Annotated in this window: 21 protein-coding genes; 10 read left to right on the top strand and 11 right to left on the bottom strand. The window is 74.2% G+C overall.

Annotated features, from left to right (window positions below):
- On the bottom strand, nucleotides 1–1,260 hold the full coding sequence (locus tag HNR57_RS00465; protein ID WP_184554096.1) for an MFS transporter: 1,260 nt from the start codon (nucleotides 1,258–1,260) through the stop codon (nucleotides 1–3).
- Between the two features lie 141 nt (nucleotides 1,261–1,401).
- Nucleotides 1,402–1,854, bottom strand: a complete 453-nt coding sequence (locus tag HNR57_RS00460; RefSeq protein ID WP_184554093.1) for a YbhB/YbcL family Raf kinase inhibitor-like protein — start codon at nucleotides 1,852–1,854, stop codon at nucleotides 1,402–1,404.
- Between the two features lie 107 nt (nucleotides 1,855–1,961).
- Between HNR57_RS00460 and HNR57_RS00455 the strand changes: the two genes are divergently transcribed.
- Nucleotides 1,962–2,981 carry a sigma-70 family RNA polymerase sigma factor gene (locus HNR57_RS00455; RefSeq protein WP_184554091.1) on the top strand — a complete coding sequence of 340 codons (1,020 nt, stop codon included), beginning with the start codon at nucleotides 1,962–1,964 and terminating at the stop codon, nucleotides 2,979–2,981.
- A 31-nt stretch (nucleotides 2,982–3,012) separates the two neighbouring features.
- Here the strand turns inward: HNR57_RS00455 and HNR57_RS00450 are convergent, their stop codons facing one another.
- The 4 genes from HNR57_RS00450 to HNR57_RS00435 are packed head-to-tail and all read right to left on the bottom strand — an operon-like array spanning nucleotide 3,013 to nucleotide 6,240.
- Nucleotides 3,013–4,116 carry a CapA family protein gene (locus tag HNR57_RS00450; RefSeq protein WP_184554088.1) on the bottom strand — a complete coding sequence of 368 codons (1,104 nt, stop codon included), beginning with the start codon at nucleotides 4,114–4,116 and terminating at the stop codon, nucleotides 3,013–3,015.
- Between the two features lie 14 nt (nucleotides 4,117–4,130).
- Nucleotides 4,131–4,586, bottom strand: coding sequence for an archease (locus HNR57_RS00445; RefSeq protein ID WP_184554085.1), 456 nt, complete (start codon nucleotides 4,584–4,586; stop codon nucleotides 4,131–4,133).
- 56 nt (nucleotides 4,587–4,642) lie between these two features.
- Nucleotides 4,643–5,245 (bottom strand): DJ-1/PfpI family protein, encoded by a 603-nt coding sequence (locus HNR57_RS00440; protein WP_184554083.1) that lies wholly within the window; start codon nucleotides 5,243–5,245, stop codon nucleotides 4,643–4,645.
- Nucleotides 5,242–6,240 (bottom strand): GlxA family transcriptional regulator, encoded by a 999-nt coding sequence (locus tag HNR57_RS00435; protein ID WP_184554081.1) that lies wholly within the window; start codon nucleotides 6,238–6,240, stop codon nucleotides 5,242–5,244. The genes HNR57_RS00440 and HNR57_RS00435 overlap by 4 nt, the downstream gene beginning before the upstream one ends.
- A 118-nt stretch (nucleotides 6,241–6,358) precedes the next feature.
- Here HNR57_RS00435 and HNR57_RS00430 point away from each other — a divergent pair, with 118 nt between their 5' ends.
- From HNR57_RS00430 to HNR57_RS00420, 3 genes are all read left to right on the top strand, one after another.
- A complete protein-coding gene (locus tag HNR57_RS00430; RefSeq protein WP_184554079.1) occupies nucleotides 6,359–7,018 on the top strand; it encodes a dienelactone hydrolase family protein in 660 nt (219 codons plus the stop codon).
- Between the two features lie 93 nt (nucleotides 7,019–7,111).
- Nucleotides 7,112–7,756 (top strand): phosphoribosyltransferase, encoded by a 645-nt coding sequence (locus HNR57_RS00425; protein ID WP_184554077.1) that lies wholly within the window; start codon nucleotides 7,112–7,114, stop codon nucleotides 7,754–7,756.
- Nucleotides 7,757–7,841: 85 nt separating this feature from the next.
- Entirely contained in the window at nucleotides 7,842–8,822 is a 981-nt protein-coding gene (locus HNR57_RS00420; RefSeq protein ID WP_184554075.1) for a TerC family protein, read from the top strand.
- 17 nt (nucleotides 8,823–8,839) lie between these two features.
- On the opposite strand, the gene HNR57_RS00415 is transcribed toward HNR57_RS00420, so the two are convergent.
- From HNR57_RS00415 to HNR57_RS00405, 3 genes are all read right to left on the bottom strand, one after another.
- The gene (locus tag HNR57_RS00415; RefSeq protein ID WP_184554074.1) at nucleotides 8,840–10,030 is read right to left on the bottom strand and encodes a CaiB/BaiF CoA transferase family protein; all 1,191 of its coding nucleotides are present in this window, start codon (nucleotides 10,028–10,030) and stop codon (nucleotides 8,840–8,842) included.
- A gap of 109 nt (nucleotides 10,031–10,139) precedes the next feature.
- Nucleotides 10,140–11,522 (bottom strand): helix-turn-helix domain-containing protein, encoded by a 1,383-nt coding sequence (locus HNR57_RS00410; protein WP_184554071.1) that lies wholly within the window; start codon nucleotides 11,520–11,522, stop codon nucleotides 10,140–10,142.
- Between the two features lie 79 nt (nucleotides 11,523–11,601).
- The gene (locus HNR57_RS00405) at nucleotides 11,602–12,576 is read right to left on the bottom strand and encodes an alpha/beta hydrolase (RefSeq protein WP_184554068.1); all 975 of its coding nucleotides are present in this window, start codon (nucleotides 12,574–12,576) and stop codon (nucleotides 11,602–11,604) included.
- A gap of 347 nt (nucleotides 12,577–12,923) precedes the next feature.
- On the opposite strand from HNR57_RS00405, the gene HNR57_RS39305 reads away from it, so the two are divergent.
- From HNR57_RS39305 to HNR57_RS00390, 3 genes are all read left to right on the top strand, one after another.
- Nucleotides 12,924–15,398, top strand: a complete 2,475-nt coding sequence (locus HNR57_RS39305; protein WP_184554065.1) for a SpoIIE family protein phosphatase — start codon at nucleotides 12,924–12,926, stop codon at nucleotides 15,396–15,398.
- Between the two features lie 130 nt (nucleotides 15,399–15,528).
- Nucleotides 15,529–17,187, top strand: a complete 1,659-nt coding sequence (locus tag HNR57_RS00395) for a serine/threonine-protein kinase (RefSeq protein WP_184554062.1) — start codon at nucleotides 15,529–15,531, stop codon at nucleotides 17,185–17,187.
- Nucleotides 17,184–17,936, top strand: a complete 753-nt coding sequence (locus HNR57_RS00390; protein WP_246554112.1) for a hypothetical protein — start codon at nucleotides 17,184–17,186, stop codon at nucleotides 17,934–17,936. The genes HNR57_RS00395 and HNR57_RS00390 overlap by 4 nt, the downstream gene beginning before the upstream one ends.
- A 48-nt stretch (nucleotides 17,937–17,984) precedes the next feature.
- On the opposite strand, the gene HNR57_RS00385 is transcribed toward HNR57_RS00390, so the two are convergent.
- Nucleotides 17,985–18,200: a hypothetical protein gene (locus HNR57_RS00385; protein ID WP_184554059.1), complete on the bottom strand. Its 216-nt coding sequence runs from the start codon at nucleotides 18,198–18,200 to the stop codon at nucleotides 17,985–17,987.
- Between the two features lie 115 nt (nucleotides 18,201–18,315).
- On the opposite strand from HNR57_RS00385, the gene HNR57_RS00380 reads away from it, so the two are divergent.
- Entirely contained in the window at nucleotides 18,316–19,221 is a 906-nt protein-coding gene (locus tag HNR57_RS00380; RefSeq protein ID WP_184554056.1) for a LysR family transcriptional regulator, read from the top strand.
- A gap of 99 nt (nucleotides 19,222–19,320) precedes the next feature.
- On the opposite strand, the gene HNR57_RS00375 is transcribed toward HNR57_RS00380, so the two are convergent.
- Nucleotides 19,321–19,884, bottom strand: a complete 564-nt coding sequence (locus HNR57_RS00375; RefSeq protein ID WP_184554053.1) for an NADPH-dependent FMN reductase — start codon at nucleotides 19,882–19,884, stop codon at nucleotides 19,321–19,323.
- Between the two features lie 128 nt (nucleotides 19,885–20,012).
- Here HNR57_RS00375 and HNR57_RS00370 point away from each other — a divergent pair, with 128 nt between their 5' ends.
- A complete protein-coding gene (locus HNR57_RS00370; protein ID WP_184554050.1) occupies nucleotides 20,013–20,681 on the top strand; it encodes a TetR/AcrR family transcriptional regulator in 669 nt (222 codons plus the stop codon).
- Nucleotides 20,682–20,775: 94 nt separating this feature from the next.
- The gene (locus tag HNR57_RS00365; protein ID WP_184554047.1) at nucleotides 20,776–21,813 is read left to right on the top strand and encodes a LacI family DNA-binding transcriptional regulator; all 1,038 of its coding nucleotides are present in this window, start codon (nucleotides 20,776–20,778) and stop codon (nucleotides 21,811–21,813) included.
- The last annotated feature ends 132 nt before the right edge of the window (nucleotides 21,814–21,945 follow it).

Here is a 21,945-nt window from a genome sequence, read left to right as displayed (position 1 = left end):
TCAGCCGCCGTCCGGCCGCACCGCCACGGGGGCCGGTTCGTCGCCGGCCTCCGTGGCGTCGTCCCGGCGGGGGAGCAACAGCGGCGTGACGAGGAGCAGGGCACCGGCCAGCGCGATGGCCGTGCGGGGACCGGTCCGCGCGGCGAGTACACCCCACAGGGCGGTCATCGTCGCGGTGGTGGCCTTGCCGGTGGCCGACCAGGCGGACAGGGTGCGGGTGACCCGGCCCGCGGGGGTGCGGTCGAGGCGTTGGGTGGCGAGGACCGGGTTGTAGACCGCGCAGCAGGTGATCAGGCCGAACTCGACCAGCATGACCAGGGCCAGGCCGGGCGTGCCGGGGCCGGTGAAGGCCAGGCCGACCGGCCAGCAGGCCCGCAGCGTCCCCGCCGTGACCAGGACCCGGTGCCGGCCGTGGCGGGCGACGAGGCGCGGGGCCAGGCGGGAGCCCAGCAGGCCGCCGGTGCAGGGCACCGCGAAGGCGAGGGCGTACTGCCAGGGAGCGAAGTGCAGGTCGTCGACCATCAGGATCAGCAGCGGCGGAGAGGCCGCCATGATCAGGGAGTTGACCAGGAGCGTGTTGAAGAACAGCGGGCGCAGTGCCGGATCGGCCAGGATGTGACGCCAGCCCTCCAGCAGGTCGCGGGCCCGGGTCACCGCGGGTTCCGGTCGGGCCGGGCGCTGCTCGGCGTCGCCGATCGCCCGGATGCCGACGGCCGACAGCAGATAGCTCACCGCGTCGGCCACCACCGTCGTCACCGGGCCGAACAGGCCGATCGCGGCCCCGCCCAGCGGCGGGCCGACCATGCTGGCGGTCCAGGTCGTCGCCTCGAACCGTCCGTTCGCCACGAGCAGGTCCCGCCGCGGCAGGAGGTCCTTCAGGAACGCCCCGGCCGCCGCGTTGAAGGTGATGTCGGCCGCCGCGACGGCCACCGACACCAGCAGCAACTGGCCGAAGCTCAGGCGGCCGAGCGCGAACGCCACGGGGATGCTCAGCAGCACCGCGCAGCGGACCAGGTCCGTCGCGATCATCACCGGCCGTTTGCGGCGGACCTCCACCCACGGCCCGAGGGGCACCGACACGGCCGCGCCGACCGCCGGGCCCACCGCGGCCAGCAGCGACACCTGGGCGGGCCCGGCGTCCAGGGCCAGGACCGCGATCAGGGCGAACGCGTCGAACGCCAGCCATGTGCCGGCCGTGCTGACCGCGTACGCGCTCCACAGCCACCCGAACCGCCGCCCAAGCGACCGTCTGCCCGCCATACCCGGCGCACTCCCCGCTCCCGTGGACAACCCGGTGTTGTCCGGGAGTCATCCAAGCGAGAAGCGGGCAGCCCCGGCAAACAACCGCCCGGCCTCCGCGCCACAACCAACCGTTGTAGCGCGGGGGAGGGGAGTGGAGGTTCAGCGCTGGTACAGCCCCACCAGCGTCCCGTCCGCGAGGCGGTGCTTCTCGACTTCCGCGTGCACCTGGTCCGCGCGCGGCGCGTCGGGCAGGACGCACGGTTCGGACAGGGCGTACAGCCGGAAGAAGTAGTGGTGGGCGTCGTCGCCCGGCGGCGGGTGCGGGCCGCCCCAGCCGTGCTGCCCGTAGCCGTTGACGAGTTCCGTGCCGCCCGGTGGGCTGTGCCCGGCCTCGACACCGTCACTGTGCGGGTCGATGCCGACCACGACCCAGTGCGCGAAGGTGCCCGACGGGGCGTCGGGATCCTCGCACAGCAGGACCAGTTCGGCCGCGTCGTCCGGCACGCCGCTCCAGGTCAGCGGCGGAGAGACGTTCGGTCCCTCGTACGCGTGCCGGCGCGCGATGAAGGAGTGGTCGTTGAACGCGTTGCTGCTGAGTTCGATGCCGGTCATGTGCCCCGGGGTACCCCCGTGGGCACCGGGGCACACGGTTCGGGCCGCATCCCCCGGGTACCCGCCAGAGCGAGCCCAGACGAGGCGGGGGAGGGAGGAACCCGACGATGTCTCCCCAGGCAGAAGACTCCGCGGCGGGCGTCCGCGAGGACCGGCGCGCCCCGGCCCGCACCGCCCGGCTGCGCAGCCGCATCCCCGAGCCCGACGAGGAACCGGACCTCCTCGGCCAGTACCTCGCACAGATCTCGGCGACGCCGCTGCTCACCGCGGAGGACGAGGTACGGCTGGCCCGGCGGATGGAGACCGGCCTGCGGGCGCTGGAGCGACTGGACCAGTCCGACGCCGGGGAACACGCCCTCACGGCGCAGGGGCGCCGGGAACTGGAGGAGACCGTCCAGGACGGGCAGGCGGCCAAGGACCACATGGTCCGGGCCAACCTCCGGCTCGTGGTGTCGATGGCGAAACGGCACGCCCACCGCGGACTGCCCCTGCTGGACGTCATCCAGGAGGGCAACCTGGGGCTGATCCGTGCCGTGGAGAAGTTCGACCACACCAAGGGCTTCAAGTTCTCCACCTACGCGACCTGGTGGATCCGCCAGGCGATCGAGCGGGGCCTCGCGGCACACGCCCGATCCGTCCGGCTCCCGATGCACGTCGTGGAGCAGCTGCAGAAGATCGCCAAGGTCGAGCGGCGGCTGCGCCTCGACCTGGGGCGTGAGCCGAGCGTCGCGGAGGTGGCCCGCGAGAGCGGCCTCGCCGAGGACAGGATCGGCTGGCTGCGCCACGTCGGACGGGACGCCGTCAGCCTGGACACACCGGTGGACGAGAAGGGCGAGACCGTCGTCGGGGACCTCATCGCCGACACCGAGGTGCTCCAGGCCCCGGAGGTGGCCGAGTTCCGGGCGCTCGCCGAGGAACTCCGCGAGGCCGTGGGTACGCTCGCGCCCCGCGAGGCCATGATCCTCAGTCTGCGGTACGGGCTGCACGACGGGCACATCCGCACGCTCAACGAGGTCGCCCGGCGCGTCGGTCTGACCCGCGAGCGGGTGCGTCAGCTGGAGAAGGAGTCGCTCGCCCGGCTGCGGGAGCCGGAAAGCCGCGAACGGCTGGTGGCGTGGGCGGGCTGACCCCCGACCGTCCTGCGACCGACCTCCCACCTCACGCGGCCATCGCGCCGAGCACCAGCGAACCGTCGGCCGCCTGCTGCACTCCCACACCACCGCTGATCCGGTCCAGCGTGGCGCGCAGCCATGCACGGTCCTCCCCGGACACCGGCTCCAGACGCATCCGCCGCACCTGGAACGGCACCATGCGCAGCCCGGCCAGCCGCCCGCTGTCCGGCTCGACCGACACCAGGAAGGCGAGCCGCAGGTCGTCGCGGTACTCCTCGTATCCGGAGATGCCCTCGTAGTCGTCGACGAAGTCGCCGCAGCCGTAGAGGATCAGCCGGCCCCGGTACACCTCCAGCGGGCGGGGATGGTGCGAGGAGTGACCGTGGACGACGTCGGCACCACCGTCCACCAGCGCGTGTGCGAAACGGACCTGCTCGCGCGGGACGCGGTACCCCCAGTTCGAGCCCCAGTGCACGGACACGACGGTGAGGCCGCCGGCCCGCCCCAGGTGCCGGACCACGGCCGCGGCGGTGGCTCCAGTGAGGCCGGGCAGGTACGCCACGCCCGGCCGGTCCGCGGTCGCCGCCCAGCCGGACGGGATGCCGCTGGAGCGCGCCCCGAGGGCGAACACCCGCAGCCGCCGGCCGCCCGGGAGCGGGATCACCGCGGGGGCGTACGCCTCGTCGGCGTTCCGTCCGGCGCCCGCCGTCCGCAGCCCCGCCCGGGCCAGTACGTCCAAGGTCTCCAGCAGGCCCGGACGGCCGAAATCCAGGACGTGGTTGTTGGCGAGGACCGTCACGTCGGGCCGGGCCACGGCCAGCGCCGGCAGGTTCTCCGGGTGCATCCGGTAGTGGATCTCCTTGCCGGGCGCGAACGTGCCCCCACCCGTCACCGACGTCTCCAGGTTCACGATCCGGGCGTCCGGCGCGGCCTCGTCCAGCACCCGCAGCGCCTCGCCCCACGGCCACGACGGGGCCACGGGGGCGGGCACCGGTCCGTGCGCCGACTCCGCCAGCCGGACGTAGGCCCGGGCGTCCTCGGCGTACGCCTCGCGCAGTGCCGGATCGCCGGGGTGCGCGAGGATCTGGTCGACGCCGCGCCCGAGCATCACGTCACCGCACAGGAACAGCGTCACGACGCCGCCGCCCATCCCTCCACGGTAGGTCAGGCGTCCACCGTCACCGCACACGACCACCCGTACGGGTCGGGCCCCATCCGCAGCCGGTTCCACGCCACCGCCACCGGGACAGCCCCGGTGATCTCCACGTCCGCGATGCCGGTGACGGCCAGCCGTACGTCCAGGCCGCCGTCCGCCTCGTCCGCCTCCACGTCCACGGGCACCTGCCCGTACGCCTCCAGCCGGAAGATGACCTCGTCCAGGAGCGAGGCGAGCAGGTCGTCGTCGCTGGCCTCGGGCAGCCGCACCCGGTCCACGGCGGTGGGCCGCACCCCGGAGACGTCGGCGAAACACTCCACCATCGCCAGGACCGCCTCCGCCAGACAGTGCTCTCTGCACGCCGCCCACGCCTCGATCCGGATGTCGCCCGGATGCGGCACCGCCCGGTGCCCGCACTCGCCCGGCTGCCGCCCTTGCCCGCCGTCGCCCGTGTCACCACCCATGGACATCGCCTGCCCGAGGCTCGCCCTCCCATGCAGCTCCCTGCCGTGCGCGTGGCTCAGACGGGCTCGTCCGCGAGGTACGGCGGCGCCGGGTCGTACTGGATGCAGCGCCGTACGGCCCGCGCGTGCTCCCGGCCGTGCAACCGCCCCACCAGCCACAACGCACTGTCGATCCCGGCCGAGACGCCCTGGCTGGTGACCAGGTTCCCGTCCACGACGTAGCGGACGTCCCGGACCACCGTCACGTCCCCCCGTGCCTCCAGAGCGTCCTCGTGGCTCCAGTGCGTGGCCACCCGGCGCCCCCGGGCGGGTCCGGCGGCATGCAGCAGAAACGTGCCGGTGCACACGCCGTGCACCCACGCGGCCCGCTCCGCCGTCTTCCCGATCCAGCCGGTGACCACAGGGTTGTGCGGCTGGACCTCACGCGCGCCCCGCCCGCCCGGCACATGCAGCACGTCCAGCGGCGGATGGTCGTCGAAGGTGTGGTCGGGCAGGACGCGCAGGCCCTTGTTGCAGCGCACCGGACCGGGGTGCTCGGAGACCAGCACCGCCTTGTCGCCGGCTTCCCGGAGCCGGGCCGAGACGGTGAAGACCTCCCAGGGCCCCACGAAGTCGAGCTCCTCGGCGTCCTCGAAGACCAGCAGGCCGTAGGTCGTCATGCGGTGCGTCCTTCCTCTGTGACAGCCGACAAGGGGCCATGCGGTCCCGCGGTGGAACGGAAGCGGGCGCGGTAGTCCGACGGCGCGACGCCGAGCCGGCGGTGGAACGCGCGGCGCAGCGTCTCGGCCGTGACGAAGCCGCAGCGGCGGGCGATGGCCTCGACCGGCTCGTCCCCCTCCGTGAGCGCGCGCTGCGCCGCCTCGACGCGCACCCGTTCGACGTACGCCGCCGGCGGCGCGCCCATTTCGGCGGTGAAGCGGCGCTGCAGATGACGCGGGCTCAGCCCCGCGTGCGCCGCGAGGCCGGCGATGTCGTGCCGGGCGCCGGGATCGGCGTGGATCGCGGTGACCGCGGCCCGCACCGGGTCCGTCGCCGGCTGCCGCGACCACAGCGCCACGCTGAACTGCGACTGGCCGCCCGGACGGCGCAGGAACAGCACCAGCCGGCGGGCCACCTCGTGCGCGACGTCCCGGCCCAGGTCGTCCTCCACCAGGGCGAGCGCCAGATCCATCCCGGCCGTCACGCCCGCCGACGTCCACACCCGACCGTCCCGGACGAAGATCGGGTCGCAGTCCACCCGCACCTCGGGATGTTCCCGGGCCAGCTGCTCCTCGCGGGCCCAGTGCGTGGTGACCCGCCGCCCGTCCAGCGCCCCCGCCGCGGCCAGCAGGAACACCCCGCTGCACACCGAGGCCACCCGCCGCGCACCGGCCGCCGCGGCGGCGACCCACGCGACCAGCTCCGCGTCCTCGCGGGCCCGGTCGACGCCCCGGCCGCCGACCACCACGAGGGTGTCCGTCCCGGCCGGATCGAGGTCCGCGACGCCGTGCCCGGCGTGCACGAGCAGCCCGCTCACCGAGCGGACCGGCCCCGCCCGGGGCGCCACGACGTCACAGGCGTACCCGCCCGCACTGGTGAACACCTCGTGCGGCCCGGTGAGGTCGAGCGGCTGGAAACCGTCGAAGACGACGAAGACGACACGGCGATCGGTCATGCCCCTCACGTTCCACCGGCCCGCCGTACGGCGTCAACGACACGCATCCCACAGATCGCGCCATGGGACGTCTGCCTTGGTGTGGGTACCACGGGAGTCGGGGGAGAGGAGGCTGACGATGACTTCCCGGACGGTCACCCTGCCCGTCGGCGGCGCGGCCCTCACCGGCGATCTGACCCTGCCGCCGGACGCCCGTGCCGTCGTGCTGTTCGCGCACGGCAGCGGCAGCTCCCGGCACAGCCCCCGCAACCGCGAGGTCGCCGCCGGCCTGCGCACCGCCGGGCTCGGCACCCTGCTGATCGACCTGCTCACCGAGGAGGAGGAACGGCTCGACGCCCGCACCGCCGAACTCCGCTTCGACATCCCCCTGCTGGGCCGCCGGCTGGTGGCCGCCCTCGACTGGCTGGCGCGGGAGCCCGGCACCTCGGGCCTGCCCGTCGTCCTGTTCGGCGCCAGCACCGGCGCGGGCGCGGCCCTGGTCGCCGCCGCACAACGGCCCGACCGGGTACGGGCAGTCGTCTCGCGCGGCGGACGGCCCGACCTGGCGGGTGACGCCCTGGACGCCGTACGGGCCCCGGTGCTGCTGATCGTGGGCGGCCGGGACACGCACGTGCTGCGGCTCAACGAGGAGGCGGCACGGCGGCTGCCCGCACCGCCCACCCTGCACGTGGTGCCCGGCGCCACCCACCTGTTCGAGGAACCGGGCGCACTCGACGAGGTCACCGAGGCCGCCCGGCAGTGGTGCGACGAGCAGGTACAGCCCGCCGGAGGCCGGTGACCGGCCGGCGTGCTTCGTCCGGCGGACGCGGGGGTACGCGGGAGCCGGACCGGCCGAGGGCCCTCTCCGGTGCGGGAAGCGGAGGTGAGCGTCATGCGGTTCCGTGATCGCCGGCAGGCCGGTGAGGAACTGGCCGAAACTTTGCGGGCCCGGCAGCGCGAGGGGGCCCTGCCCGATCCCCTCGTCCTCGCCCTGCCCCGCGGCGGCGTCGCCGTGGCGCGCGAGGTCGCCGCGGCGTTGGGCGCCCCGCTCGACGTGCTCGTCGTACGCAAGATCGGGGCTCCCCACCAGGAGGAACTCGGCGTCGGTGCGATGGCCGGGGACGAGGTGCCGCTCCTCGACGAGGACGCCCTGCGCTACCTCGGCATCGGGGAGGCCGCCCTCGCCGGCGTCATCGAGCGCGAGCGCGCCGAACTGCGGCGCCGCGAGCGGCTGTACCGGCAGGGCCGACCCGCCCCGGACCTGCGCGGACGGACCGTGATCGTCGTCGACGACGGCCTGGCGACCGGCTCCACGGCCCGCGCCGCGCTGCGCTTCGTACGGCGGCAGGCTCCCGCGCGGGTGCTCCTTGCCGCGCCCGTCTGCTCCCCGGAGGGGGCCGACCTGATGAGCGCCGAGGCGGACGAGGTGATCTGCCTGCACCGGCCGGCCGCGTTCATGGCCGTGGGCCTCTGGTACGAGGACTTCGGGCAACTGACGGACCAGGACGTCCTGGAGGCGCTGCACGTGCAGCTTTGACCAACTGTTCACCTGGCGGGTGTGGCGGGAATCAGCCACGCCGAACGAGGATGTCCGTTCCCCACACCCGCATCAGGAGTAACAAGTGAACGTCTCGCTGTCCGTGTGGCTGCTGACCGTGGCAGCCCTGTGCGTGCTGGTCGCCGTCGACTTCTTCGTGGGCCGCAAGCCGCACGACGTGTCGATCAGGGAAGCCGGGACGTGGACGGTGGTGTGGGTCGTCCTGGCCGTGCTGTTCGGCGTGGGGCTGTGGTACTTCGGTGGGAGCGGGCCCACGGGCGAGTTCTTCGCCGGCTACATCACCGAGAAGTCGCTGAGTGTCGACAACCTCTTCGTCTTCGTCCTGATCATGGGGAAGTTCGCGGTCCCCACGCAGTACCAGCAGCGGGTGCTGATGATCGGCGTCCTGATGGCCCTGGTGCTGCGGGCCGTGTTCATCGCGGCCGGCGCGGCGATCATCTCCACCTTCTCCTGGGTCTTCTACCTCTTCGGCGCGTTCCTGATCTGGACCGCCTGGAAGCTGGTGCAGGACGCCCGCACACAGGACCACGAGGAGGAGTACCAGGAGAACAAGCTGCTGAAGATGGCGGAGCAGCGCTTCGGCGTGGCCGACCGCTACCACGGCACGAAGCTGTTCATCACCGAGAACGGCAAGCGCGTCATGACCCCGATGCTCGTCGTGATGCTCGCGATCGGCTCCACCGACGTGCTGTTCGCCCTCGACTCCATCCCGGCCATCTACGGCCTGACGCAGGACCCGTACATCGTGTTCACCGCGAACGCCTTCGCCCTCATGGGCCTGCGCCAGCTGTACTTCCTCATCGGCGGCCTGCTGAAGAAGCTCGTCCACCTCTCCTACGGCCTGTCGATCATCCTCGGCTTCATCGGCGTGAAGCTGGTGCTGCACGCGCTGCACGAGTCGGGCGTGCACGTCCCCGAGATCGGCATCCCGTTCTCACTGAGCTTCATCGTGCTGGTCCTGGCGGTGACGACGTTCACGAGCCTGCGCGCGTCGCGCAGGCAGGCGGCCGAGGAGGCGGGCCAGCCGGCCGGCGAGTCCAGCTAGGCCGGAAGCGCCTGCCGTCAGACGACGCCGTCCGCGCGCAGGGCCGCCACCTCCTCGGCGGTGCGGCCCAGTTCGGCGAGGATCGCCTCGGTGTGCTCACCCACGTCCGGCACGGGGTCCATGCGTGCGGGCAGCCCCGCGAGGTCGGCGGGCGGGAGCAGGGCCTCCACGGTTGCGCCCGGAACCTCGACCTCGCTCCAGCGGCCACGGGCCGCCAGCACGGGGTGGTCGAGGAAGGCGGCGACGTCGTTGACCCCGGCGCAGGCGATGCCGATGCGCTCCAGGTCCTTCAGGATCTCGTCCGAGCCGGACCGGGCGAACCGCTCGGCGACGACGGCGTTCAGCTCCTCGCGGTGGGCGACACGGTCGGAGCCGGTGGCGAACCGCGGATCATCGGCCAGCTCGGGGCGGCCGAGGAACTCGGCGCACAGGGCCGCCCATTCCCGCTCGTTCTGGATGGAGAACAGCACCTCCTGGCCGTCGGCCGCGGTGTACGTCCCGTACGGCGCGATGGTGGCGTGCTGGGTGCCGATGCGCGGGGGCTGGGTTCCGCCGTGCCGGGTGTAGTAGGCGGGCTGGCCCATCCACTCCGCGAGCGCCTCGAACAGCGACACCTCCACGGCGTGCGCCTCGCCGGTGGTGGCGCGGGTGTACAGGGCGGTGAGGACACCGCTGTAGGCGTACATGCCGGCGGCGATGTCGGCGACGGAGATCCCGGTCCGGGCGGTCCCGTCGGGGGTGCCGGTCAGCGACACCAGCCCGGTCTGGCACTGCACGAGCAGGTCGTAGGCCTTGCGGTCGGACCAGGGGCCGGTCGTGCCGTAGCCGGAGATCGTGCAGGGGATGAGGCCCGGACGGCGGCTGGTGACGGTGGCGGCGTCCAGCCCGAGGCGGGCGGCGGCGCCCGGGGCGAGGTTCTGCACGAAGACGTCGGCCCCGTCGAGGAGGTCGTGCAGGATCTCGTGGCCGCGGGGGTCCTTCAGGTCGAGGGTGAGGGATTCCTTGGAGCGGTTGAGCCAGACGAAGTAGCTGGAGTGGCCGTGCACGGTCGTGTCGTACCGGCGGGCGAAGTCGCCGCCGCCCGGCCGCTCCACCTTGATCACCCGGGCCCCGAGGTCGGCGAGCTGCCGGGTGGCGTAGGGCGCCGCCACGGCCTGCTCCAGACTGACCACCGTGACCCCGGCCAGGGGATACCGCTGCACGCTCATGCCTCAAGCTCCCGGATCGTGTACGGAGGGCGCCCGGACAGTCTGCCGCAGGGAACGGGCTGCCGGGCGGGCCGGCGGCGCGATCCGGATCACGTCGGCTGTACCACGTTCACGGCCGGGCCAGCCGGCGCATCGCCAGGGCCAGTTGCAGCCGGAGCCGGCCCTGCGGGGTGCGCAGCGGCCAGCCGAGCAGGTGCTCGGCGTGGGTCAGCCGGTCCTGGAGCGTGGAGTGGTGGACGTTGATGCCGGCGGCGGCCGCCCGCAGGCTCCCCGTGGACGCGACGGCGTCCAGGGTGGCCGGCAGCCAGGGGGCGTTCGCCGCGGCGGCCTCCAGGGCACGGACGTCGGGTGGCGGCTCGGAGCCCGGCGCGACGAGACCGGCGAGGAGGGCGATCCCGCCCAGCTCCTCGGCGTGCACGACCTGGGGCCCGGGGTCCTGCGGCGTGCCCTCGGCGGTGAACCGCAGCGCGGTCCGGGCCTCGGCCCAGGAGCGGGGCAACTCCAGCACGGGGACGGCGGGTCCGACCCCGAGCCGTCCGGCGGGGAGCCCGGGGCCCGGGGGAGCGGGCCGGAGACCGGTGGCGGCGGAGGCCGGGCCGGCGGTCGGCCCGGTCCGGGGGCGGGGAGCGGCCTGCTCGGTCACGGGGTGTGTCCCGGCGCCGGTACGGAGTCCGGGCGCTGCCTGGGCGGCAGGGCCGGCCGGTTCCGCGGTCCGTGCGGGCGCCGTGCCGCCCGCACGGACCGGCCGGGGCTGCGCGGCGGTGGCGGCGGCCGTTTCGCTGCTCGCCGTGCCGTGCACGGCGGCGGGGCGTGGGGCGGCTGCCTGGCTCGTCGGGCCGGTCTGCGGCCGGACGGGGGCTTCCACCGCCGTTCGGCCCGCGAGTGGAGCGGTCTCCGCGTCGGCGGGTATCACCCGTGGCCGGCCGTTCAGCGGTGCGAGAGCCCGGGCCGGGGCAGCGGGGTCCAGGCCGAGGCGGCGGGCGGCGTGCAGGCGGGCCTGTTCGGGGGCCGTGGCGTCGAGGAGGGTCTCGACCAGGGCCGGATCGTCCGCCGGTGCCCGCCCGCGGGTGCGGTCGAGAACCAGCCGGACGGCACCGGCGGCCCGTTCGAGGATCACGGCCTCGACCACACTGGGGGCGACGGGCTCGGCCGGGTCCGACCGCGTGTCCTGCGCCGTCGCCGGGAGGCCTCCCGGCCCTCCCCGTTCCAGCCACAGCATCCCCGCACCGCCCGGGCTCAACGCCGCCGAGGGCCAGGCCGGGTCCGGCGGGGCTTCGGTGTCCCGCCGCGTGCCGTCGGCCTCCACCCGGACGTGCACGCGCCGCTCCGGGTCCACCAGCCGGGCCGGGCAGCCGGCCAGGACCGCGGCACCGCGCACGAGTGCCTCCACCCCGGCCCTGGACTCGGCCAGGCGGTCGAAGTAGGCGATGACCCGGACCGCCGCACCGGCATCCGGGTCGAGGGCGGTCAGCCGCCCGGCCAGCTCTTTCATAGGCCCATAGTGCGGGATGCGGCCGCTCTTGCGGCCGTCGAAGTTCGACGGCCGCAGCCGGGCCCGCCGCTCCCGGCCCTCACGCCCCCAGCAGCCTCCGCAGCCAGGCCAGCTGCGCCCCGCGGGCCGCCTGCGACACCGCGGCCTGGGGCGCGAACCCGTCGAAACCGTGGAAGCCGCCCGGCCACACATGCAGTTCGGCCACCCCACCGGCCTGCCAGATCCGCGACGCGTAGGCGACGACCTCGTCCCGGAAGGTCTCCGCCGAGCCGACGTCGAGGAAGGCCGGAGGCAGCCCCGTCAGGTCCTCCGCGCGGGCCGGAGCCGCGTACGCCGGTACGTCGGGGCCGCCGCGGCGCGAGCCCAGCAGCGCGGTCCAGCCGGTCTCGTTGGCGGTGCGGTCCCACACCCCGAGGCCCGCCATCTGGTACGTGGAGGGCGTGTCGTTGCGGTCGTCGAGCATCGGGCACATCAGCACCTGCCCGATCGGCTGCGGCCCCTTGCGGTCCCGGGTGAGCAGGGCCAGGGCCGCCGACAGCCCACCGCCGGCACTGGCACCGGCGATGACGATCCGCTCGGGGTCGGCGCCGATCTCGGCGGCGTGGTCCGCCGTCCACAGCAGCCCGGCGTAGACGTCCTCGACCGGCGCGGGATGCGGGTGCTCCGGCGCCAGCCGGTACTCCACGGACACCACCACCGCGTCCAGCGCCTTCGCCCACTCCAGCGGGACGTCCACCCCGACCCGGTTGTTGCCGATGACCATGCCGCCGCCGTGCACGTGGTAGATCACCGGCCGCGGCCCGGCGGACTCCGTCGCGGCCGGTCGGCAGATCAGCAGCGAGATGTCCGGCTCGCCCTCCGGCCCCGGCACCTGCCGGTCCTCGACCTCGAACGCCCCGCCCATGGTCAGGTCCAGATCGGCCAGCATCTGGATGCCCGGTCCCTGGCGCACCTCGGCGATCTCGTCGGGGGTCAGGCCCGGGCTGATCATGTCCTTGATCAGTTCCAGGGCGGCGGCGAGTTCGGGGTCGAACGGGGGCGGTACGTGCGTCATGGCGTCTCCTCACGGCGAGGTCGCGGCGGCTCGGGCAGCCATGGTCGGTCCGGTGGCCCCGGCAGCGGGCGCCGCCGTGCGGCGGAACCTGCCCGCCGTCCGGCGGGTGGCGCCGCGGGGCCGGGCGGGCGCACCGAGGTGAGCACGGCGCCGGAGGGTGCACGCCTGCCGCCGGCTCGGCGGTCAGCGTAGCGGCCCGGCGCCCTCGCACGGCGGGAACCGCCGCCTGCCGCCGCCCGCAGGCGGCGTCGCCTCGCAGGGCCCGCGGCGCCCGGCAGCTATACCCTTTCCTCTTACTCAGGCCGATTGATGCGGGTCGGTGTTCATCCGGCAGGGATGAGTATGCGGTGACGAGGGACCAGCAGATGCCGGGGCTGCCCGGCGTGCGCAGCCCGGAGCAGGCCGACGGGCTGCCGTTCCGCCCGCGCATTCTCGCCACTGCCCGCCAGGTGTCCGGGGCCGCGGCCCTGGCAGCCGGCCTGCTGGGCCTGGTGAGCCTGGTCGGCTGGGTCTCCGGGGCCGATGTGCTGAAGGAAGTGCTGCCCGGCGACTCGGTGGCCATGAAGGGCAACACCGCCGTGGCCCTCGTCACGCTCGGCCTTTCCTTGTACGCGATCTCCCGCGGCCGAATCCGCCCCGTTGCGCTCGCCGTGTCCTGTGCGGCGGCGGTCCTGGTCGCCGTGCTCGGCGCGCTCACCCTCGCGGAGGATGCGATCGGGGCAGGCCTGGGGATAGACGAGTTGCTCTTCACGGACGACACCGTCCACCGGGGAACGGGGGCCCCGGGGCGGATGGCGCCGAACACGGCTGCGGCGCTGATGGCCGCGGGGGCGGGTTCCCTGTGCGCCGGTGTGCCCCGGATCCCCGCCTGGGTGAGTCAGATCCTGGGCCTGGCCGTCGGCGCTCTCGGCATGCTGAGGCTGTACGGGGCCGCCTACGGGGTGCCCGAACTGGAGAAGTTCGGCCCCTACACGGGCATGGCCCTGCACACCGCGGTGGCTCTGGTGCTGGTGGGCACGGCGCTCTTCCTGGCCCGTCCGGGCGAGGGTCCCGCGGCGCTGCTGCTGAACGCGGGGACGACCGGCGCGTTGGGACGATGGCTGTTCGTCACCGTCGTGATCGTGCCGCCGCTGCTGGGCTGGGCCGTGCTGGCCGCCGAGGACGCCGGGCTGTTCGGGGAGCGCCTGGGGACCGGGCTGCTCGTCTTCGGTCACGTGGCCGTGTTCACGGCAGTGATCTTCACGTCCCTGGCCGTGGGCCGCCGTGTCGAGGTGGCTCAGGTCCGCCTCGAGTGGCAGGTGCGCCAGAACGAACTGCTGCAGGCCTTCATGGAGCACACGCCCGCGCTGGTGTTCATCAAGGACCTGGAGGGCCGCTTCCTGGCGGTCAACACGAGGTTCGAGCAGACCCTGCATCTCTCCCGGGAGCAGATCCTGGGCGGCCGGGACCAGGACGTCCTGCCCCCCGACCTCGCGCGTCAGGGGCAGGCCTCCGACCTCGCCGTGCTGGCGGAGGGCAGGCCCGTACAGCGGCAGAAGACGTTCGCCCTGCCGGGAGGCCGACGGGAGTTCCTGTCCACCCGGTTCCTGCTCAACGACGCCTCCGGCGCGCCCTACGCCCTGTGCGGCGTGTACATCGACATCACCGACCGCGTAGCGGCCGAACGCGAGGTCCAGCGGTCGCACCGGCGGTTCCTGGCACTGCTGGAGTCCGCTCCCGACGCCACCCTGATCACGGACGGCGATGGCACGGTGGTCATGGCCAACCCGCAGGTGAAACGCCTCTTCGGACGCGCGCCGGGCGATCTCGTCGGCACCGACGTCGTCGGCCTGGTGCCGACCGCCCGGCGCCGGCGCCACCAGGCGCTCCTCGGTGCCTACCTCCGCCTGCGTGATCCGAAGCCGATCGTCCTGGACCGGGACCTGTACGGGCTGCGCGGCGACGGCTCCGAGTTCCCCGTCGAGGTGAGCGTCAGCAGCCTGCAGGCCGAGCAGGAGACCCTCGTGGTCCTGACCGTCCGGGACATCACCGAGCGCAGACGGCTGGAGGACGAACGAGCCGAGCGCTACGAGCAGCAGCGGCGGATCGCCTACACCCTGCAGCACAGCCTCATGGGGGAGCCGCCCCGCCTGGCGTACCTGCCATGTGCCTACCGGTACCTGGCGTCCGTCCAGGACCCCGGAGTCGGCGGCGACTGGTTCGACGTCATCCCGCTCGACGGGCACCGTACCGGCGTCCTCATCGGCGATGTGATGGGCCGGGGCCTGGAGGCCGCGGCCGTCATGGGGCAGTTGCGCGCCGCTTCCCACGCCCTGGCCCGCACGGGTGCCACACCCAGCGGGCTGATGAGTGCCCTCGACACGTTCGTCGGCGACCTGGCGGACCAACTGGTCACCTGCGTCTACCTGGTCCTGGATCAGGGCAGACACGAGGTCACCCTGTGCTCGGCGGGGCACCTGCCCGTCATCGCCCTGCCGCCCGACGGGCCCGCCTGCCGGCTGGGGGCACCGGTCGGCGTGCCGCTGGGCGTCAACGACGCGGGTCACGCGGTGCCGTTCGAGGAAGTGACCATGCCGCTGCCGCCGGGCAGTGCGCTCGTGCTCTACACCGACGGGCTGGTCGAAAGGCCCGGCACCGACATCGAGGCCCAGGTCGACGTCCTCACCCACACCGTCGACGACGCGTTGAAGGGCGCCCCCGTCGACGACCCCGGCATCCTCGACCAGGCGGCGGACCACCTGATCAGGACACTGATCGCGGACGCGGACGCCTCTGACGACGATGTGACGCTGCTTCTGCTCGGTGTGCCCGGCCCTTCATGAAGGGCCGGGCTCTGTCACAGTCCGGGCACGCCTCGCGCCTGCTTCTGGCCACGCAACCGGAGTGGCCGAAAGATGTGTCTCCGGGTGCGTGACCGGCCGCTGGGGAGTGGTCGCTTCGGGGGGACGGGAAATGAACGCATGGGCGGTGCCCGGATACACCGAGTCGCTGGAGCTCGGGTCGGGGGCGAGCGGGCGGGTGGTCCTCGCCGTGCACGAGGAGACCGGCGTGCCGGTGGCCGTGAAGTACCTCAGCGAGTCGCTGCGCACCCGGCCGGGCTTCGTGCACGACTTCCGGGCTGAGGCGCGGCTGCTCGGCGGGCTGGGGAGCCCCCACGTCGCCGGGCTGTACGAGTACGTCGAGAGTCCCGACGGCGCCGCCATCGTGATGGAGCTGGTCGACGGCGTCCCGCTGCGAACGCTGCTCAGGCGGGAGGGCCCGCTCGCTCCCGAGGCCGCGCTCGTCGTCCTCAAGGGATCACTGCTCGGTCTGGCCGACGCGCACCGAGTCGGCGTCGTCCACCGCGACTACAAGCCGGAGAACGTCCTGGTCGCGCCGGACGGATCCTCCAAGCTGGTCGACTTCGGCATCGCGGTGGACGCGGGCACCAGCGCGGGCGTGGCGGGCACCCCGTCCTACATGGCCCCCGAGCAGTGGACCGGCGCACCCGCCTCCCCGGCCGCCGACGTGTACGCGGCCACGGCCACCTTCTTCGAATGCCTGACCGGCCACAAGCCGTACGCGGGCGACAACCTCGCCGAGCTCGCGCTGCGGCACCTCGACGCGCCCGTCCCCGCCGAAGAGGCCCCGGAGGCGGTGAGGGAGCTGGTGCGGCGCGGTCTGGCCAAGGACCCGGCGGAGCGGCCCGTAGAGGCCGAGGCGTTCGTCACCGAACTGGAGGCGGTCGCCGGCACCGCCTACGGCCCCGACTGGGAGGAACGCGGCCGGGGAAGGCTCGCGGCGCTGGTGGCCCTGCTGCCGCTGCTGCTGCCCTCGGCCCGCAACGCCCCCCGGAGCACCACGGACACCGCCCGTACGGTGCTGAGCCGGACGCCGGCCCCCGGCCCGGCGCACCCGTGGCTGCCCGGCCGCGGCGGACTGCTCGTGTCCGCCGCCGCCGTACTCCTCGGAGCCCTCCTGACGTACGGACTGCCGTACGACCCGGAGGCCGCGGCGGAGCGGGCGGCGCAGGCCCTGGCCACCACCGGCGCCGGGTCCGGTGCGGGCCCGGCGGCCTCCGCCTCCCCGGTCACGTCCTCCCCGTCCCCGTCCCCGTCCGCCACCCCCAGCGCGTCGGACGGCCCGTCGCCGTCCCCCACCCTGTCGGCCCCGGACCCCGCGGCGACCGGAACCGGTGCACCTTCGGCCTCCGCCACCCCGCCCGGCGGCGAGGAGACGGCGGCGCCCGGCGCGACGACCACGGCGGCGACGCCTACGGTCACCACCGTGGCCCCGCCCACCGGTCCCGCCGTCAAGGACGTCAGCGTGTCGGCCTTCCGTCAGACGGGCCCCACGACCGCCACGGCGACCCTCGGCGTCACCACGGACGGCACCGGCCCGGTCTCCATCACCGTCTCCTGGTTCACGGGGAACACGGCGGGGCAGCCGGGCGCCCCGGACGGCGCGCCCCAGACCTTCGAGCGCAGCGGCGCCACCCAGTACACGCTCACCGTCGACCACACCTTCCAGACCCTCGGCTGCTACTGGACGGTGCGGGCCACCACGACCCCCGCCGCCGCCGACGGCGGCGCCTCGCAGGAACTCCTGACCAGGCGGTGCGACCTCCGATGACCGCACACGACGACCGCACAGCCGCGCCGGCCGACGAGCGGACTCGGGTACTCGGCCCCACCGAAGGCCGTACCGAAGGGCCCGCCGACGGCTCCGCCCCGAGTGACCGGCCCGGCCCGTCCGGCGCGGCCGACGCGGAATACAGCGCCACCGTGCTGGCCAGCCACTGGATCCAGCGGCCCGAAGCGGACGAGACCCTCGCCGAGCAGCCGGACACGGAGAAGGGGCCGGCGGGGCTGGCGGCCCCCGACCGGGTCGAGGGAAGCGTGCTGCGCTTCGGCCCGGGCGTCACGGCCGCCGCCCGGCAACACACCCACCCGACGCTCCTCGCCGTACCGCCGCCTCCCGCGCCCCGCGGCCGACGGCTGCGCAGGCACGCCCTGCCCGCGCTGGTCGTGGTCTGCGTCCTCGCGTTCCTCGCCTGGCAGCGCCTCGGCCCGCCCCTGAAGGTGAACACGGTGACGGTCACGGCCCGGCCGACGGCTCTGGGCTGTGGCGGCACCGCGGACGTGGTCGGCCTCGTCACCACGAACGGCCGCCCGGGCACGCTGTCGTACCGCTGGGTCCGCAGCGACGGCACCGCCTCGGGCGTGCTGGAGGAAGTGCTGGCCCGTGGCCAGCGGCAGGCCCGCCTCCACCTGCGCTGGACCTTCGAGGGCACCGGGCACCGCACCGCACGCGCCGAACTGCACATCCTCTCCGGGACCGCGCGCACGGCCGGTACCGGCTTCGCGTACGACTGCCCCTGACCGGCCGTGACCGGTGCCGGGCGGCTTCGGTGGTGCCGGAGCCCGCGCTCAGCGGCTCGTGGCACCGGACCGGGCCGCGGGCCCGCCGCGCGAGACGACACGCGTGCCGCGGCCGTCGGCGACCCGGACCTGCAGCGACCCGCATCCGCAGCGTGTCCATTCCGTGTGGCCGGTCGCTGTGACGTGCCGGGACAGCACCCGGAACGGCTCGCCCCGGTCCGGCCGGCCGCAGTGCGGGCAGGCGGTGGCGTCGGTGCTGGGCATGACTGACTCCTCGTACGTCGTGGCTGGTTGACCGTCGCGACACAGCCAGCGTGCGTCCAGGAGTCCGTACACGTCCAGGTTGACTTTGTGGACGTCACTGTGAAGGCTGGCCTTCATGATTGACCTGCGCCGGCTGCACGTCCTGAGGGCGGTCGCCCACTACGGCACGGTCACCGCGGCGGCCCGGGCCCTGCACTTCACCCCGTCCGCCGCCTCCCAGCAGGTCCGGCAGCTCGCCCGGGACCTGGGCGTGGACCTGCTGGAGCCGCAGGGGCGCGGGGTGCGGCTCACCCCGGCCGCCGAGAGCCTGCTCGCGCACGCCGACGCCATCCAGGCCCGCTGGGACCAGGCGGAACTGGATCTGCGGGCCGACCACGGGGCGCCCTCCGGGGTGCTGCGCGTGACCGGCTTCCCGGTGGCCGTCTCGGTGCTGCTGGCGCCGATGGCGGCCCGGCTGGGGGAGCGTCATCGGCGACTGTCCGTCCGGATCACCGAGGCGGGTGTCCCGGAGAGTTTCGACCTGCTCTTCGAGGGCGCGACCGATCTGGCCGTCGTCGAGGCGACCCCGCACAACCCGCCGCTCAGCGACACGCGGTTCGACCAGCAGCCGTTGCTCGACGACCCGTTCGACCTCGTCGTACCCGAAGGGCACCGGCTCGCGGGGCGGGCGCGGGTCGATCTAGCCGAGGCGGCGCGGGAGGCGTGGATCGCGCCCGTGGAGGACAGCCCCTGCCGTCCGCACGTCCTGTCCGCCTGCGGCGCGGCCGGGTTCACCCCCGAGGTCCGCCACCACGCCCTCGACTGGAACGTCAGCGCCCACCTCGTGGCCCACCGGCTCGGTGTCGCCCTCATCCCGCGCCTGGCCCATCTGCCCCCGCACCTGCCGATCACCCGGGTGCGCTGCTCGGGCAACCCCCACCGCAAGCTTCTGACCTGCACCCGGGGCGGCGGACCCGCCCGGCCCGCGGTGTCGGCGGCGCTGGAGGAACTACGGGCCCTGGCAGCCACGGCCGTCGCCTGAACGGGCCGGGCGACTGCCGCAGACCCCGCCGACGGCATGCCCAAGGGGCCGCGGCCGTTGCCGGCCGCGGCCCCTCTCGTGGGCATGGGGTGAGGACGGTCAGGCAGCGGTGGGCTCGGCGATGTCACCGTGCAGCCGGGCGACGACGTCGGCCAGCTGCTGGGCGACCTCGGCGTCGTCCGCCGGGTGGGTCTCGGCGAAGCGGGTCACCGAGCCGGGGATGGACAGCTTGACGTCCTCCAGGACCTTGCCGCCGGCCACGCCCACGGACTTGCGGGTCTCGTCCTGTGCCCAGACGCCGCCGTACTGGCCGAACGCGGTGCCGACCACGGCGACCGGCTTGCCGCTGAGGGCACCGGCGCCGTACGGGCGGGACAGCCAGTCGATGGCGTTCTTCAGGACGGCCGGGATGGTGCCGTTGTACTCGGGGGTGAAGAGGATCAGGCCGTCCGCGGCGTTCGCGGCGTCGCGCAGCCGCGTGGCGGCGGCCGGGACGCTGCCCTCCACGTCGATGTCCTCGTTGTAGAAGGGAATCTCGGCGAGGCCCTCGTACAGGTTCACCTCGGCACCTTCGGGGGCGAGCTTGACGGCCGCCTCGGCGAGCTGGCGGTTGTGCGAACCGGCGCGGAGGCTGCCGACGAGGGCGAGGATACGAACGGACATGCTGAACTCCCACATCTGAGGCGCTGCTCTGACACACTGCTGAGGATCCGGACCGGGGTCCGTTTAACGTTGTAGCATCCTAACCGGACCACGGTCCAGTTTTGTTCCCGATGCTTTACGCTGGCTTCATGTCCGCCGTCCCGCACCCCCTTCCGACGCCCCAGGAGCCCGTCGGCCACCCCGAGCTGGTGCAGCTGGGGACCGCCCTGAAGGGCGACGAGCCGTGCCTGCGGGCCGACGCCGCGCGCAACCGCGCCCGGCTGCTGGAGGCCGCCGGGCGGCTGGTGGCGGAGCGCGGCGCGGAGGCCGTCACGATGGAGGCCGTGGCCGCGGAGGCCCGCGTCGGCAAGGGCACGGTCTTCCGCAGGTTCGGCGACCGTACCGGCCTCCTGACGGCGCTGCTCGACCACTCGGAGAAGAAGTTCCAGGCCTCCTTCCTCGGCGGCCCGCCGCCGCTCGGGCCCGGAGCGCCGCCCGTGGAGCGGCTGCGGGCGTTCGGCCGCGCGATGCTGCGCCGGTCGGCCGAGGACCTGGAGCTCCAGCTGGCCGCCGAGCCGTGCGCGTCCCGCCGCTTCACCAACCCGGCCCGCAGCGTGCTGCGCCACCACGTCGTCATGCTGCTGCGGCAGGCGGCCCCGGACGCCGACTGCGAGCTGCTCGCCCACGCGCTGATGGGCCAGCTCGACCCGGCCCTGATCCACCACCTGACCAAGCAGTGCGGCCTGCCCATGGCCCGCCTGGAGGACGCGTGGACCGACCTGGTCGACCGGGTGACGGGTACCGCCCCGACCCGCTGAGGTCCGCCCGCGGATCCCCGTGACCGCTCACGGCTTCCTCACAACTCCCCCGCCGGAAGCGCGCATTGGGGCTTCTGCCAAGATGCCGTACGTCATGGTGCAGATACCGAAAACGCCCGCGCCCCCGTCCCCCGCACCGTCGCGCTCCGTCCCCACGAGCGCCGATGTGGCCCGCCTGGCCGGCGTCTCGCGCGCGACCGTCTCCTACGTCCTCAACAACACCAGCGCCGTACGGATCAGCGAACCCACCCGCCGCCGTGTGCACGAGGCGGCGAAGGAGCTCGGTTACGTACCGCACGCGGCCGCCCGCAGCCTGCGCGCCGGGCACAGCCGCATGGTCCTGATACCCGCGCCGACCTTCCCCGTCGGCCCGCTCTACAGCCGGTTCCTCACCAATCTCCAGAACGCGCTCGCCGCCCTGGACTACACGGTCGTGCAGCACGGCACCGGCGGCCCGCTCGGCGACGAAGCCGCCCGCGCCTGGGCCGAGTTGCGTCCCGTGGCCGTGCTCGTGCCCGGCTCCGGGCTCGGCCCGCGCGGGGTGACGGTGCTCAAGCGCTCGGGGGCGCGAGCCGTGGTCACCCTCGGCCCCGAGACCATCGAGGGCGCGCACGCCCTGCTCATGGATCACGACGTCGTCGGCCACAGCGCGGGCGCCCACCTCTACGACCGCGGCAGGCGCCGCATCGGCGTCGTCGTCCCGCAGGAGCCCGGGCTGGAGGCGTTCTCCGCGCCCCGCCTCGACGGCGTGCGCCAGTCCGTGCGGGGCACGGACGCCACGGTGGCCGAACTGCCCCTCGCCTACGACGAACAGGCCGCGGCGCGCCTCGCCGCCCGCTGGCGGACCCTGGGCCTGGACGCCGTGTTCACCTACAACGACGAGTACGCGATGCTGCTGATGCGGGCCCTGCTGGACGAGGGTATCCGCATCCCCGAGGAGACGGCCGTGGTCGGCGCCGACGACCTGATGCTCGGGCGGCTGCTGCGGCCCCGGCTCAGCACGGTCCGTCTGGAGCTGCCCTGTGGCCGTGAACTCGCCGAACTGGTCGACCGCGCGGTACGCAGGCCCGCCACCGAACCCGAGACGCACAAGGTGCTGGGGGCGACGGTGCTGCACCGCGAATCGAGCTGACGCCTCGGCAGGTGCCCGGCCGACAGCGGCCGGGACCCGGCTCCGGTGCCGCGGCACGGCTAGGATGTTGCATGCTCAACAAAACGGGGGCGCATTCCTGTGCGGGCCGCGGCACACCGCCGCACCCGCTCG

Source organism: Streptomyces paradoxus (assembly GCF_014202475.1).
Classification (GTDB): Bacteria; Actinomycetota; Actinomycetes; order Streptomycetales; family Streptomycetaceae; genus Streptomyces; species Streptomyces paradoxus.
The sequence above is the reverse complement of the archived record's forward strand: the minus strand, read 5'-3'. Positions and strand labels throughout refer to the sequence as shown.